The following is a 12,618-nucleotide window of genomic DNA, read 5'->3' as shown; positions in this document are numbered from 1 at the left end:
ACCGCGAAGCGGCTCGCGCGGGCGTTGACCGCCTAGACCCCCAAGTCGAGGGTGAGCTGGCTCCGGTCCTCGCCGACGCCGGACAGCGTCGCGACGCACGCCGGGCACGGCGCGAGCTCGGAAGTGGTCAGGTCCACGGGCTTCCAGCTGCGGGACTCCCGCTCCCCGCAGGCCGAGCGCCGGTAGCGGAGGTCGCCGGAGCGGGTCATCAGGTGGGCCAGGGGGACGTCTTCGGGCAGCACGCCGACCAGGTACCAGCGTGGTGCGCTCACCGCGGTGGTCGTCATGGCCGTCAGTGTCCGTCGGGGCGACCGGGATCCGAGGGCATTTGCCGATCTTCGGCGTGGCGGTGGGTCAGGCCTCGTCGGGCAGGTAGCGCAGGACGTGCAGCAGGCCGCGCTCGTCCACGGTGTCCGGATCCTCGGCCAGGCAGCGGTCCAGGTCGGCGAGCACGGCGCCGGTGTCGACGCCGGCGCCGATCAGCACCAGCTCGGTCCGCCGCGGCTCGCCCGGCGGCCAGGCGGACCGTTCCAGCTGGACGAACCCGCCGACGGTGTGCAGGTGGAAGCGCGATTTCGGGCCGATGGGGCCGAAATCGGCCTGGCCCTTCATCCGGTAGAGCCCGGCCGGCCGCCGCTCCAGGAACTCGACGAAGGCGCGCGGAGCGAGCGGCGTTTCGGCGGTGAACGTGACCGTCTGGTACTCGGCGTGCAAGTGCTGCGCGTGGTCGTGCTCGTCCTCGCGCAGGTCGTCGAACGACAGCTGGCCGGCCCGCTCGCCGCGGGGTTCCGGGTCGAAGAACAGCCGCGGGTCGACCCGGCCGTGCTCGGTGACGAGCAGCGGGCGGCCCGGCGCCAGCTCTTCGACGGTCGCGGTGAGCTTCGCGAGCGCCTCGGCGGGCACCCGGTCGGCCTTGTTCAGCACCACGAGGTCGGCCAGCCGCAGGTGGTCGGCCAGTTCGGGGTGGCGCTCGCGGGCCGCCTCGAACTCGGCGGCGTCGACGACCTCGGCCAGCCCGCCGTAGCGGATGTCCGGGTTCTCGCTGGCGATCATCAACCGGATGAGGTCGCGGGGTTCGGCGATGCCGCTGGCTTCGACGACGATGACGTCGATGCCCGCTTCCGCGCTCGACAGCTTCGCGAGCATCGCGTCCAAGCCGCTCGCGTCGACCGCGCAGCACAGGCAGCCGTTGCCGAGGGAGACCATCGTGTCGACCTGGCCCGCGACCGCGAGCGCGTCGACGTTGACCCGGCCGAAGTCGTTGACCACGACACCGACCCGGGCGCCTTCGCGGTTGGCGAGCAGGTGGTTGAGCAGCGTCGTCTTGCCCGCGCCGAGGAACCCGGCGACGAGGACCACGGGGATGCGCCTGGTCGTCACGAAACATCCTCCCTCTGCCGAACACCGCGACTCTAACGCCGGGGCCCGGGCCGCTCATACACGGGTGACCGCCACCGGAGAAGGCCGTTCGGCGAATGCCCACGAAAAGACGCAGGCGGCTGCGCGGGAAAGGATCACGTGAATTTTGCCGCCCGGAGTGATCGATTGACGGAAAACGCGCTGTGCTATGTCCGAATAACGCTTGGTAGCAGTTATTTTTTCCGGAACGGACCGGTGTGCGCTGGTATTTCCGTGATCGCGCGACGTTGTTCCCGAGTGGCGGAGCCCGCCTCGCGGAACGTGGGGTATCCTCCCCCGCCTGACCGGGTTCCCAGGGCGGTGGGGACTTCCGGCCGGCAGTGTCGTCGGCGACTCTCGGAGGAACGGTGAACTTTTTCGTCGGGCTGCAGATCGCGATTTCGGAGAGTGGGGAACCGAGGTGACCGTTACGCCCGAGCGGGTGACGCCCTCACTACCGCTTTACCCACAGCGCGTCTCGCAGGAGCAGAGTGTCAATTCCGCGGAAGCGGAGGAATTCCTGGACCGGATGTTCGCCGAAGGTGCCGCGGACGAGGGTGAGCGGTTCGAGACCCGGCTGGCCGCGGTTCGCGCGGAAATCCAGGAAACCGGCACCTACCGGCACACCCCGGCCGAGCTGGCGTACGGCGCGCGTGTCGCGTGGCGCAACTCGGCGCGCTGCATCGGCCGGCTGTACTGGCGCAGCCTGCGCATCCGGGACCGGCGCAGGGCCACCGACCCCGCCGCGATCGCCGGCGAGTGCGTCGCCCACCTCCGCCAGGCCACCCGGGGCGGCCGGATCCGGCCGACGATCACCGTCTTCGCGCCGGACACGCCGGACGCGCCGGGCCCGCGCATCCACAACGAGCAGCTCATCCGCTACGCCGGATACCGCTTCGAAGACGGCTCGGTCCTCGGCGACCCGCGCTACGCCGAATTCACCGAGCAGGTGCGAAGACTCGGCTGGCGGCCACCGGAGCGAAGAGGCTCCTTCGACGTCCTGCCCCTGCTGATCGAGGCCGCGCCCGGCGAGCCGCGGCTGTTCACCCTGCCGCCGGACGCCGTCCTGGAGGTCCCGCTGACCCACCCCGACCACCGCTGGTTCGCCGGGCTGGGGCTGCGCTGGCACGCCGTGCCCGCGATCAGCAACATGCCGCTGGAGATCGGTGGCGTCACCTACCCGGCCGCGCCGTTCAACGGCTGGTACCTCGGCACCGAGGTCGGCGCCCGGAACCTGGCCGACGAGCAGCGCTACGACCTGCTGCCGGTCGTCGCCGAGCTGATGGGCCTGGACACCGCGTCCGAGCGCACGCTGTGGCGCGACCGGGCGCTGGTGGAGCTGACCCTGGCGGTGCAGCATTCCTTCGACGCCGCCGGCGTCACGATGGCCGACCACCACACCGAATCGCACCGGTTCCTGTCCCACCTGGAACGCGAAGAGCGGGCCGGGCGCCGGTGTCCCGCGGAGTGGAGCTGGATCGTGCCGCCGTTGTCCGGTGGGCAAACCGCGGTTTTCCACCGCTACTACGACGAACCGGACCCGACGGAGCGACCGGCGTTCCTGCCGCCGCGGTGAGGGCTGCGGAGAGTAGCGTGCGAGCGCCCGTTCGGCGGATCGTGTGTCGCCCGCGGGGCAGTCCGGTCCGCGAGGGCCGACAATGGGGCGCATGACCGCAGTCCTCGTCGCCTACGCCGGGCGTCACGGCGGAACCCGGCAGATCGCCGAGGTCATCGCCGCCGAGCTCGGTGAAGCGGGCTTGACCGTCGACGTGCGCGACGCCGCCGACGTGGCCGGCGTCGAGCACTACGCCGCGGTCGTCGTCGGCAGTGCCCTGTACTACCACCGGTGGCGGCCGGAGGCCGTGCGGCTGCTGGAACGCAACGCGCGGGCGCTCGCCGAGCGTCCGGTGTGGTTGTTCCACAGCGGACCGTGCGGCCCCGGCGCGGCCACGCACCAGGTCAGCCTGCCGGCGAACGTGGCGCTGCTGGCCGCGCGCATCGACGCGGAGCGCACGGCCACCTTCGGCGGCCGGCTGGACCCGGCGACCGTGCACGGCCTGATCCCCAAGCTGCTGGCGTCCGGCCGGCGTGCCGGCGACTTCCGCGACTGGGACCGGATCAAGGCGTGGGCCCGGGACGTCGGCCGCCGGGTCCGCATCCGCGTCGCGCACTGATCCCCTTGCCCACCCGGCGTGGTGGGTGCTACACCCGTCCTGAGGTCTTCCGGTGGGAAACCGACGGAATGGGGCGAACGTGACGGATCGACCGGCCAAGAAAGCGCTTACCTCGGACCAGCGCAACGCGTTCCTCGCGGCGCTGCTCGGCTGGAGCATGGACTCGTTCGACTACTTCCTCGTCGTCTTCGTCCTGGCGGACATCGCGAAGGACGCCTCGTTCGGAGCGACGGCCACGCAGCTGGCGTTCATCACGACGGCGACCTTGGTGATGCGCCCGGTCGGCGCGCTCCTGTTCGGCCTGTGGGCCGACCGGGTGGGCCGCCGGATCCCGCTGATGGCCGACGTCGTGCTGTACTCGGTGGCCGGCCTGCTGTGCGCGTTCGCCCCGAACTACACGGTGCTGCTGGTGCTGCGGTTCGTCTACGGCATCGGCATGGGCGGCGAGTGGGGCCTCGGCGCGGCGCTGGCGATGGAGAAGATCCCGGTGGCGCGCCGCGGGTTCTTTTCGGGTCTGCTGCAGGTCGGCTATTCGATCGGCTACCTGCTGGCGGCGCTGGCGTACCTGCTGTTCCATTCGGCGCTGGAGCTGCCGTGGCGCTGGATCTTCGTGCTGAGCATCTTCCCGGCGCTGATCAGCCTGCTGATCCGCGCGCGCGTCCGCGAGTCGGAGGTGTGGGAGACCGCGCGCGAGAAGCTGAAGGTGACCCGGACGTCGGTGAAGGACATCCTGCTGAACCCGAAGGTGATCCGCCGCTTCGGCTACCTGATCCTGCTGATGACGGCGTTCAACTGGATGAGCCACGGAACCCAGGACGTCTACCCGAGCTTCTTGAAGGCCCACGACAACGGCGGCGCCGGCCTGAGCGCGGCGACGAGCACGTGGATAGCGGTGCTGTACAACATCGGAGCCATCATCGGCGGCCTGACGTTCGGGACGCTGTCGGAGAAGCTGGGTCGCCGCCGCACCATCGTGGCGGCGGCGGTGCTGGGGCTGCCGGTGATCCCGATCTTCGCGGTCGACCACGGCGCGGGGATGCTGGCGCTGGGGTCGTTCCTGATGCAGATCATGGTCCAGGGAGCGTGGGGAGTGATCCCGGCGCACCTGACGGAGATGTCCCCGGACGCGATCCGCGGGTTCTACCCGGGAGTGACCTACCAGCTGGGAAACCTGCTGGCGGCGTTGAACCTGCCGATCCAGCAGGCGATCGCGGAGTCCCACGGGTACCCGTCGGCTCTGGTGTGGACGGTGGTGCCGGGCTTGATCGCGGTGGCGGTGCTGACGGCGATCGGGAAGGAGGCGAAGGGCATCAAGTTCGGCGAGTCCGCGGTGGCGACCGCGCCGGCGGGTTCGAAGTGACGGGAACTCACGGCGTCACGAGCGCCGCTTCATAGGCGAAGATCGTCAACTGCACCCGGTTCGAAACATCCAGCTTCGCGAACGTCCGCGTGATGTGCGTCTTCACCGTGGCCTCGCTGAGAAACAGCTCCCCGGCGATCTCCGCGTTCGGCTTGCCCTGCGCCACCGCCGTCACGATCTGGCGCTCCCGGTCGCTCAGCAGCTCCAGCTTCGCCTGGGCCCGGGTCCGCCGCGGGTTCGCCCGCGCCGCCACGAACTGGCCGATCAGCTGCTTCGTCGTCCGTGGGGACAACATCGCGTCGCCGTTCGCCACCACCCGGACGCCCTCGATGATCTCCTGGGGCGAGCCCTCCTTCAGCAGGAAGCCGCTCGCTCCGGCCGCCAATGCCTCGAACACGTACTCGTCCAGGTCGAACGTCGTCAGGATCAGCACCTTCGGCGGGCGGGGCCGGGCCAGCACGGCCGCCGTGGCGACCAGGCCGTTCATGCGGCGCATGCGGATGTCCATGATCACCACGTCCGGCGCGTGCCGGGCGACCTGCTGGACCGCTTCGTCGCCGTCGCCCGCCTCGGCCACCACCGTCAGATCGGGCGCGCTGCCCAGGATCATGGACAGTCCGGTGCGGACCAGCGGGTCGTCGTCGACGAGCAGTACGCGCACGCTCACCCGCTCATGCTAGGGCGCCGGTACCACCCACGGCAGCCAGGCCCGCAGTGCGAACGTCCGCTCGTCGACCGGGCCCGCCGTGAGGGTGCCGCCCAGCAGGGAAATCCGCTCGTTGACGCCGGTGAGCCCGGTGCCCGACCCGGGTGACGGCAGCGGGTGCGGCGGCAGCGGGTTGACGACCTCCAGGGACAACCCGGCGCCCGGGCCGCCGCGCACCAGCACCTCCGCCGGCACCCCCGGTGCGTGCCGCAGCACGTTGGTCAGGGCCTCCTGGAGGATCCGGTACGCCGCGGTGGCGAGCGGGACCGGAGCCGCTGACACCTGGTCGAGCAGGATCGTCACGTTGACGGTCAGGCCCGCTTGCCGGGCGCCGGCGACCAGGTCGGGGATGTCGGCCAGCGTCGGCGGGGGCGCCTCCGCCGGTCCGCCGGGTGCCCGGTCGGCGAAGCCGGGGCCGCGCAGCACGCCGATCACCTGACGCAGGTCGTCGAGCGACTGCCGGGCGGTGGTCCGCACGGTCTTGGCCGCCGCGACGGCGTCCGGCGTCGTGGCGGCGGTGACCTCCAACGCGCCCGCCTGCAACGAAAGCAGGGACAGCCGGTGCCCGAGGACGTCGTGCATCTCGCGGGCGATCCGCGCCTGCTCCTCCTTGCGGGCCATCTGCTCGCGCAGCGCCTCCTGCTCGGCGATCCGGCGGCGCGTCTCGGCGAGGCTGTGCCGGACGATCCCCAGGGTGAGGGGCACCGCGGTGTACACCACCGCCGTCAGCACCACCCCGGTGAGCTTGGCGGCGGTCGTGCCGGTCGACATCCAGGCCTCGGCCAGCGACGACTCCGCGACCCGGCTCGCGTCACGCCAGACCGCGAGCCCGGTCGCCGCGAACACCAGCGTCGCCGCGCTCCACCGCCACCAGCCCACGTACCGGGTGGTGAGCGCGGCGAGGGCGATCAGCGCCGCCATCGAGTCGCCGGCCAGCAGCAGCGGCGGCACCACCGCGATGCCGGTGACGAGCAGCGGCCAGCGGTGCCGCCAGACCAGCATGACCGCCGCGCCGATCCCGGCGAGCCAGCCGAGCATCCCCAGCGCCGTGGGCAACGCGTCCGGGTCGTCCGGCAGCGAGCTTTCCAGCGCGAAGTTGACGGTGCTCGTCAATACGCCCGCCGCGACCGCGAGCACGGTGCACACCACCCGAAGCACGGACCGTCCCATGAGGAAAGCCTACGAGGCGCCCCCCGCCGGACCATCAGCCCTTCCGCTTGTCCGCCCGGCGGCCGGTGACGACTTTAGTCGTAACGGGTCGAGGCCTGCGGATGACGCGGGACGCCCCGCGGCGCTGGTTTCCTGCTCGCCGTCAAGCAGTGGTGAAAGGAACCCCGATGACCGACTACACCCCGATCCAGCAGCACCCGGCCCCGCCGGCGACGCCGCCGCGCAACGGCCTGGGCACGGCCGGATTCGTCCTCGGCCTGATCGGGCTGGTGATCGCGCCGATCCCGCTCGTCGGCGTGGTCGCCTGGCCCCTGTCCGTGCTCGGCCTGATCCTGTCGGCGGTGGGCGTGGCCAGAGTGCGGGCCAAGAAGGCCACCAACAAGGGCCTTTCGATCGCCGGCGTCGTCGTGTCGCTGCTCGGGCTGGTCGTCAGCATCCTGTGGGTGGTGGTGATCGGCAAGGCGGTCAGCGACGTCAACGACCAGGCCACCCAGCACCACACCATCGTCTACGAGGTGAGCGGGGACGCGAAGGCCGTCGACATCGACTACAGCACCTTCGACCGGAACACGATCCTGGTCAACACCGAGACGTCGGCCGCGGTGCCGTGGACGAAGACCGTCGAAGCCACCGGGTTCCTCGCGGGGGCCCAGTTCACCGCGACCGCCGGGCCCGACGGCGGCTCCGTGACCTGCAAGGTGATCGTCGACGGCAAGGAGGCGAAGACCGCGACCGCGGCCGGACCCGGGGCCGTCGCCGGCTGCACCGGCTTCTGAACGACCCGTGCGGCCCGGACGGCACGGGAAGGTGGGACCCGGCCAGGGGGCGGGTCCCACCTCGGTTCAGCTGCAGTGCACGAACTGGCTGTCGTAGGCCTGGCCGCCGGCCGAGCCGCCCCACTTCACGCACTTGTCCGCCGCGGCCGCCGAGACCGGGCCGGCGAAGTAGGAGAACGAGCCGGAGTCGGTGACCCGTGCCGAGCCCTCGACCTCCAGGTAGGCCGAGGTCGCCGTGGCCGTCCCGGTGGACGCGCTCTTCATCGTGCTGACGCAGTTCTTGCCGTTGGCGGCGTTGTACGACAGGTAAACCGTGCCCGCCGTGCCGAGCGGCTTCGATTCCAGCACGCCGTAACCGCCGCCGCAGGCCGGGGCGCCGAGTGCGGTATCGGTGATCGTGGCGTAGCGGATCGAGTTGCGGTATTCGCCCCCCGTTCCTGCTTCGAAGATCACTCCGGCCGACGATTCGGACAGCGGCACCATGTCGGAGTACGCCGCGTCCTGGCCCCACACGAGCAAGCTGCCGGCGGTGCCGGTCCAGTTGGCGCCCTCGTCGAACGACGAGTGGATCCGGAGTTCCTTGCGTGCGCCGCAGAGGGACGGCGCGGCGAACAGGAGACGGTTGTACTTGCCGCCGGTGTCGGTGGCGCTCATGCGGCCCGTCGACCCCTCGACGACCGAGGTGACGAGGTCGGTGGCGAAGGTGAAGTTCTGGCTGAAGGTCTCGGCGCCGTCCGAGCTGATCGCGAACGCCCGGTTGCGCGTTCCGTCGGCCAGGCACTTGTTGCCGTCGTTCGCCTGGTTGCGGGCGGCGGCGTAGACCCGGCCGTCGTTGAGCTCGGTGACACTGATCTCCTGCGGGTTCATCGCGCTCGACGTCGGCTTGCCCTCGGCGCCGAGGTGCCAGGTGCTGCCCTTGTCGTCGCTGTAGATCAGAGCGCCGATGTTCGAGTAGCTCATCCCGGCGACGAGTCGGCCCGCGTGCTCGCCACGCGTCAGCACGATCCCGTGGGACGGCCCGGTGGCCAGCCAGTCCGGCGCGGTCGAGAAGCCGAGTTCCGTGGTCAGCGTCTTCGGCGCGCCCCACGTCTTCCCGTTGTCTTCGCTGATGGACACGCGCGGGACACGGTTGCAGTCGGGACTGGTGAAGCACTGCATGGTCGACAGCAGCACGATTCGGTTGCTGCCCGGGATGACGATCGGGGCGGGGTTGCCCTTCACGTCGCCGAACGCGGTGATGACGGTCTTCAGCTCTCCCCAGGACTTGCCGCCGTCGGTGGAGCGCTTCATCACGAGGTCGATCTTGCCGAGGTCGTTGCACCAGCTGGCGCCGCCGTTGCGGCCCTCGGCGAAGGCGAGCAGGTCGCCGTTGTTCGCCTTGACGATGGTGGGGATGCGATAACAGTCATGGTCGTCGGTGTTCCTGGCGAACACCACCGAGCTGGCCACGTCGGCCTGGGCGGTCGCGGCGCCGACAGCGGCCGGGACGGCGAGGGCGGCGCACCCCAGGAGCCCGGCCAGCAAGCCCTGGGCGATTCGGGTGATCTTCACGGTTCGAGCTCCCTACGGATTCGTTTCACGTCTCGGCAGCAGCTTCGGCGCAATCCGTACAAGACCCGTACAACCTCGCGTATAACGAACTATACGTGTCGGGAGGGCGAACTTCAGGTGAATGCGGCCAGGGTGCCGAACCCGGTCGCCAGCACCAAAAGCGTGGCGAGGAGCCCCAGGAGCAGGGCTCGTCCGCCGCCGCGCAGCAACGCGCCGAGCCGGACGGCGCAGCCGAGGCCGAACAGCGCGCCCGCGAGCAGGAGCGTCGACGCCGTCTTCGCGACGTCCAGCACGAACGCCGGGACCAGGCCGGTGCTCCGGAGCGCCACCATCGCGAGGAAGCCCAGGACGAAGAGGGGCACCAGCGGAGTGTGCCCCTCGCGGCGGCCGCGTTCGGTGGCACCGACGAGCGCGACCACCGGGGCCAGCAGGACGACGCGGCTGAGCTTCACCACGACGGCGATCCCGACCGCGGCCGCGCCCGCCGGTCCGGCCGCCGCGACCACCTGGGCGACCTCGTGCACCGAGATCCCGGCCCAGCTGCCGGTCCGGGTCGCGTCCAGGCCGAGAGCGCGAGCCAGCAGGGGCAGAACGGCCAAGGCGAAGCTGCCGTAGCAGGTGACGAGCGCGACAGCGGTGGCGACGTCTTCGTCGTCGCGCTCGATCACGCCTTCCACCGCGGCGATCGCCGACGCGCCGCAGATCGAGAAGCCGGTGGCGACCAGCAGGGCGAGACTGCGCGGCACCCGGACCAGCCGGGCCAGGCCGAGCGTCCCGAGGAAGGTGACGGCGACCGTCAGCACGACCGCGGCCAGTGTGCCGGGGCCCAGCGCCAGCACGGTGGGGACGGCGAGCTGGAGCCCGAGCAGGACGACGCCCGCGCGCAGCAGGCGTTTCGTCAGGCGGGCGACGGCCTGGCGCTGCTCGTCGGCCAGGACGGGCGTGCTCCCGACCGTGACGCCCAGCACCACCGCGACGGTGAGCGCGCCCACCACCGGCCAGGCCGAGCTGAGGGCGTAGGCCGCGGCGACGCCGAGCCCGGTGATCGCGAGACCGGAGGTCTTCGCCGTCGTCAGTGCCATGCCGCCAGCGTCGTCGCCCGCGGGCGTGCGCGGTAGCCGGCGGTTCGCGCCGAGGTCATAGACTGAAGCTATGACCGGACCGGATCTGGACTCGCTGCGCCTGCTGGTGCTCGTCGACGACCTCGGCAGCATCGGCCAGGCGGCAGGCGCCCTCGGCATCGCCCAGCCGTCGGCGAGCAAGCGGCTGTCCACTTTGGAACGCCAGCTGGGACTGTCCCTGGTGGACCGGACCCGGCGCGGCTCGGCGCTGACCCCGGACGGCCGGGTGATCGCGGGCTGGGCCCACCGCGTGCTGGCCGAAGTGGACGGACTGCGCACCGGCGCGGAAGCCCTGCGCACCCAGCGTGGCGCGCAGTTGCGCGTCGCGGCGAGCATGACGCTCGCCGAGCACTTCGTGCCGGCCTGGATCGGTGAGGTCAAGCGGAGCGGGCCGGACACCTACGTCGGGCTCGAGGTGGTGAACTCCGAGCAGGTCGCCGACCTGGTCGCCCGCGGGCGGGTGGACCTGGGGTTCGTCGAGTCGCCGGGGCCGTGGCCGGGCCTGGCCACGCGCCGCGTCGCGGCGGACCGGCTCGTCGTGGTGGTCCCGGCCGGGCACGCCTGGGCGCGGCGCCGCCGTCCGCTGCGGGCCGAGGAGCTGGCCGCGACACCGTTGGTGGTGCGGGAGCCGGGCTCGGGAACGCGCGAGACGGTCGAGGCGGCGCTGCGCCGGGCGGGGGTGGGGGCGGTGCAACCGTTGCTGGAGCTGGGTTCGGCTTCGGCGGTGCGCAACGCGGTGATCGCCGGCGCCGGACCGGCCGTCATCAGCGACCTCGACGTGGTGCGCGAAGTGGCGGGCCGCCGGCTGGTGCCGGTACCGGTGGCGGACATGGAGCTGGGCCGGGTGTTGCGCGCGGTGTGGCCGGCGGGCCGCCGCCTGACCGGCCCGGCGGCGGAACTGCTGACGCTGGCGGTGAAGTCCGGTCCCAGCGTGCCGAAAGCCTGAGGCCGGCCGCCTCCGGGCTGGTCAGGTGCGCCTCCAGCGGAACGATCGTGACGTCGCGCCGGAGCCGGGTGAACCGGACCCCGGCCGGACGATCGCCGCCAGCTGCCCCGCGGCGATCAGTTCGAACTTCTTGACCAACCACCTCGCGCACTTCGCCGGGCTCGACGCGTCGGCGTCGAGGGTCCTGACGCAGAAGCGGCTCGGCTGGCTGCCCGCCGACCTGGAGGCCGGGCACTACTTCGGCTGACCTCCTTGCCGTCGATCGAGCGGCGATATATCGTGTGAATGTCGCCGATACGACTTGGAGGGTCATGATGGAGATGGGCGCGGGACGGATCTTCGCCGGGTTCGGGGAGCACTTCGGGCAGCACCACCTGGGGCACCACGGGGACCTGCGGCATGCCGGGGACCCGAGGCACGCTGGGTTCGGGCACCCTCGCCCCGGGCCGGCCGAGCACGCTGGGGGTGAGCACGCTGGTCCTGGGCACACCGGGTTCGGGCACGGTGAGTTCGGGCACGGGCACCCGGGGCCGGGCCACCCGGAGCCGGGGCACGCGGTGCCGGGGCAGGAGGACTGGGACGGTGGTCCGGAGCTGGCCCGCGGGTTCCCGCCGCCGCCACCGCACCCACCCCAGCCCCCGGGCGGGCCGGGCTTCCCCGGATTCCCCGGCTTCCCGGGCGGCCCGGGCTCGTTCGGTGGGCCGGGCGGCTGGGGTGGTGGGGCCGGGCCGTTCCAGCGGGTCCGCGAGTTCCGCGGCGGCGGCGGCCGCCCGCCGGCCCGCCCGGTGCGGCCGGCGGTGCTGGCCCTGCTGGCCGAGGAGCCGAGGCACGGCTACCAGCTGATGCAGGAGATCCGGCGCCGCACGCACGACCGCTGGCGGCCCAGCCCCGGATCGGTGTACCCGATCCTGCAGCAGCTGGAGGACGAGGGTCTGGTCCACACGGTCGAGACGGCCGGTCGCCGGGTGGCGGAGCTGACCGACGCCGGGCGCGAGCACGTGGCGGGCCGCGAGGAGGAGTTCGCGGCGCTGTGGGAGGAGCCGGAGGAGGAACCGGGCGCCGACCGGTTCGCGGCGCTGTGGCACGCGTTGGGCGAACTGTCCGGCGCGGCCGCCCAGGTGGGGTACAGCGGGAACGAAGCCCAGGTCGCGGAGGTGAAGAAGATCCTCGCGGACGCGCGGCGCCGGGTGTACGCGGTACTGGCCGACGCAGGCCTGGAGGACGAGGACGCCTGACGGTGCCGCGGGTGATCCCGTTGGCCGCGGACGGGGGTGATCGGCGGGCCGCGGGCCCGGCGGGGCAGGGTGCTTGATGCCCGCTGTGCCTCGGCCGGCCACCGTGCTGCTCCGGCCGGGCAAACGGCTCGCCCCAGACCGGCCACCGGCCCACCCCGGCCGGCCACGGCCGGTCACCGGC

General features: G+C 72.1%; 13 protein-coding genes. 7 read left to right on the top strand and 6 right to left on the bottom strand.

Annotated elements, in window-relative coordinates:
• Positions 1-32: 32 nt before the first annotated feature.
• Both ACFVYA_RS47290 and ACFVYA_RS47285 read right to left on the bottom strand, forming a co-directional pair.
• The gene (locus tag ACFVYA_RS47290) at positions 33-287 is read right to left on the bottom strand and encodes a hypothetical protein (RefSeq protein WP_285991230.1); all 255 of its coding nucleotides are present in this window, start codon (positions 285-287) and stop codon (positions 33-35) included.
• Between the two features lie 67 nt (positions 288-354).
• Positions 355-1,380, bottom strand: a complete 1,026-nt coding sequence (locus ACFVYA_RS47285; protein ID WP_387054845.1) for a CobW family GTP-binding protein — start codon at positions 1,378-1,380, stop codon at positions 355-357.
• Positions 1,381-1,840: 460 nt separating this feature from the next.
• Here ACFVYA_RS47285 and ACFVYA_RS47280 point away from each other — a divergent pair, with 460 nt between their 5' ends.
• From ACFVYA_RS47280 to ACFVYA_RS47270, 3 genes are all read left to right on the top strand, one after another.
• Positions 1,841-2,974, top strand: a complete 1,134-nt coding sequence (locus tag ACFVYA_RS47280) for a nitric oxide synthase oxygenase (protein ID WP_387054843.1) — start codon at positions 1,841-1,843, stop codon at positions 2,972-2,974.
• A 91-nt stretch (positions 2,975-3,065) separates the two neighbouring features.
• On the top strand, positions 3,066-3,572 hold the full coding sequence (locus tag ACFVYA_RS47275) for a flavodoxin domain-containing protein (protein ID WP_285991233.1): 507 nt from the start codon (positions 3,066-3,068) through the stop codon (positions 3,570-3,572).
• Between the two features lie 79 nt (positions 3,573-3,651).
• Positions 3,652-4,932 (top strand): MFS transporter, encoded by a 1,281-nt coding sequence (locus ACFVYA_RS47270; protein ID WP_387054841.1) that lies wholly within the window; start codon positions 3,652-3,654, stop codon positions 4,930-4,932.
• Between the two features lie 7 nt (positions 4,933-4,939).
• Here ACFVYA_RS47270 and ACFVYA_RS47265 read toward each other — a convergent pair whose 3' ends face one another.
• Together ACFVYA_RS47265 and ACFVYA_RS47260 are read right to left on the bottom strand one after the other, a co-directional pair.
• Positions 4,940-5,599 carry a response regulator gene (locus ACFVYA_RS47265; protein ID WP_387054840.1) on the bottom strand — a complete coding sequence of 220 codons (660 nt, stop codon included), beginning with the start codon at positions 5,597-5,599 and terminating at the stop codon, positions 4,940-4,942.
• Positions 5,600-5,608: 9 nt separating this feature from the next.
• Positions 5,609-6,808: a sensor histidine kinase gene (locus ACFVYA_RS47260; RefSeq protein ID WP_387054838.1), complete on the bottom strand. Its 1,200-nt coding sequence runs from the start codon at positions 6,806-6,808 to the stop codon at positions 5,609-5,611.
• A gap of 167 nt (positions 6,809-6,975) precedes the next feature.
• On the opposite strand from ACFVYA_RS47260, the gene ACFVYA_RS47255 reads away from it, so the two are divergent.
• Entirely contained in the window at positions 6,976-7,584 is a 609-nt protein-coding gene (locus ACFVYA_RS47255; RefSeq protein WP_285991237.1) for an MmpS family transport accessory protein, read from the top strand.
• Between the two features lie 66 nt (positions 7,585-7,650).
• Here the strand turns inward: ACFVYA_RS47255 and ACFVYA_RS47250 are convergent, their stop codons facing one another.
• Together ACFVYA_RS47250 and ACFVYA_RS47245 are read right to left on the bottom strand one after the other, a co-directional pair.
• On the bottom strand, positions 7,651-9,135 hold the full coding sequence (locus ACFVYA_RS47250) for an exo-alpha-sialidase (RefSeq protein ID WP_387054836.1): 1,485 nt from the start codon (positions 9,133-9,135) through the stop codon (positions 7,651-7,653).
• A gap of 113 nt (positions 9,136-9,248) precedes the next feature.
• Positions 9,249-10,217: a YeiH family protein gene (locus ACFVYA_RS47245; RefSeq protein ID WP_387054834.1), complete on the bottom strand. Its 969-nt coding sequence runs from the start codon at positions 10,215-10,217 to the stop codon at positions 9,249-9,251.
• A 70-nt stretch (positions 10,218-10,287) separates the two neighbouring features.
• Here ACFVYA_RS47245 and ACFVYA_RS47240 point away from each other — a divergent pair, with 70 nt between their 5' ends.
• The 3 genes from ACFVYA_RS47240 to ACFVYA_RS47230 all read left to right on the top strand — a co-directional run bounded on the left by ACFVYA_RS47240 (position 10,288) and on the right by ACFVYA_RS47230 (position 12,437).
• Positions 10,288-11,202: a LysR family transcriptional regulator gene (locus ACFVYA_RS47240; protein WP_387054832.1), complete on the top strand. Its 915-nt coding sequence runs from the start codon at positions 10,288-10,290 to the stop codon at positions 11,200-11,202.
• Between the two features lie 25 nt (positions 11,203-11,227).
• Positions 11,228-11,449: a hypothetical protein gene (locus ACFVYA_RS47235; protein WP_387054830.1), complete on the top strand. Its 222-nt coding sequence runs from the start codon at positions 11,228-11,230 to the stop codon at positions 11,447-11,449.
• A gap of 64 nt (positions 11,450-11,513) precedes the next feature.
• On the top strand, positions 11,514-12,437 hold the full coding sequence (locus ACFVYA_RS47230) for a PadR family transcriptional regulator (protein WP_387054829.1): 924 nt from the start codon (positions 11,514-11,516) through the stop codon (positions 12,435-12,437).
• Positions 12,438-12,618: the final 181 nt, after the last annotated feature.

This window comes from Amycolatopsis sp. NPDC058278, assembly GCF_042881395.1.
Classification (GTDB): domain Bacteria; phylum Actinomycetota; class Actinomycetes; order Mycobacteriales; family Pseudonocardiaceae; genus Amycolatopsis.
The sequence above is the reverse complement of the archived record's forward strand: the minus strand, read 5'-3'. Positions and strand labels throughout refer to the sequence as shown.

Excerpts from the sequence above, each read along its gene's own strand:
- ACFVYA_RS47290 (WP_285991230.1), bottom strand. The coding sequence starts at position 287 with ATGACGACCACCGCGGTGAGCGCACCACGCTGGTACCTGGTCGGCGTG.
- ACFVYA_RS47275 (WP_285991233.1), top strand. The coding sequence starts at position 3,066 with ATGACCGCAGTCCTCGTCGCCTACGCCGGGCGTCACGGCGGAACCCGG.
- ACFVYA_RS47260 (WP_387054838.1), bottom strand. The coding sequence starts at position 6,808 with ATGGGACGGTCCGTGCTTCGGGTGGTGTGCACCGTGCTCGCGGTCGCG.
- ACFVYA_RS47255 (WP_285991237.1), top strand. The coding sequence starts at position 6,976 with ATGACCGACTACACCCCGATCCAGCAGCACCCGGCCCCGCCGGCGACG.
- ACFVYA_RS47245 (WP_387054834.1), bottom strand. The coding sequence starts at position 10,217 with ATGGCACTGACGACGGCGAAGACCTCCGGTCTCGCGATCACCGGGCTC.
- ACFVYA_RS47240 (WP_387054832.1), top strand. The coding sequence starts at position 10,288 with ATGACCGGACCGGATCTGGACTCGCTGCGCCTGCTGGTGCTCGTCGAC.
- ACFVYA_RS47230 (WP_387054829.1), top strand. The coding sequence starts at position 11,514 with ATGATGGAGATGGGCGCGGGACGGATCTTCGCCGGGTTCGGGGAGCAC.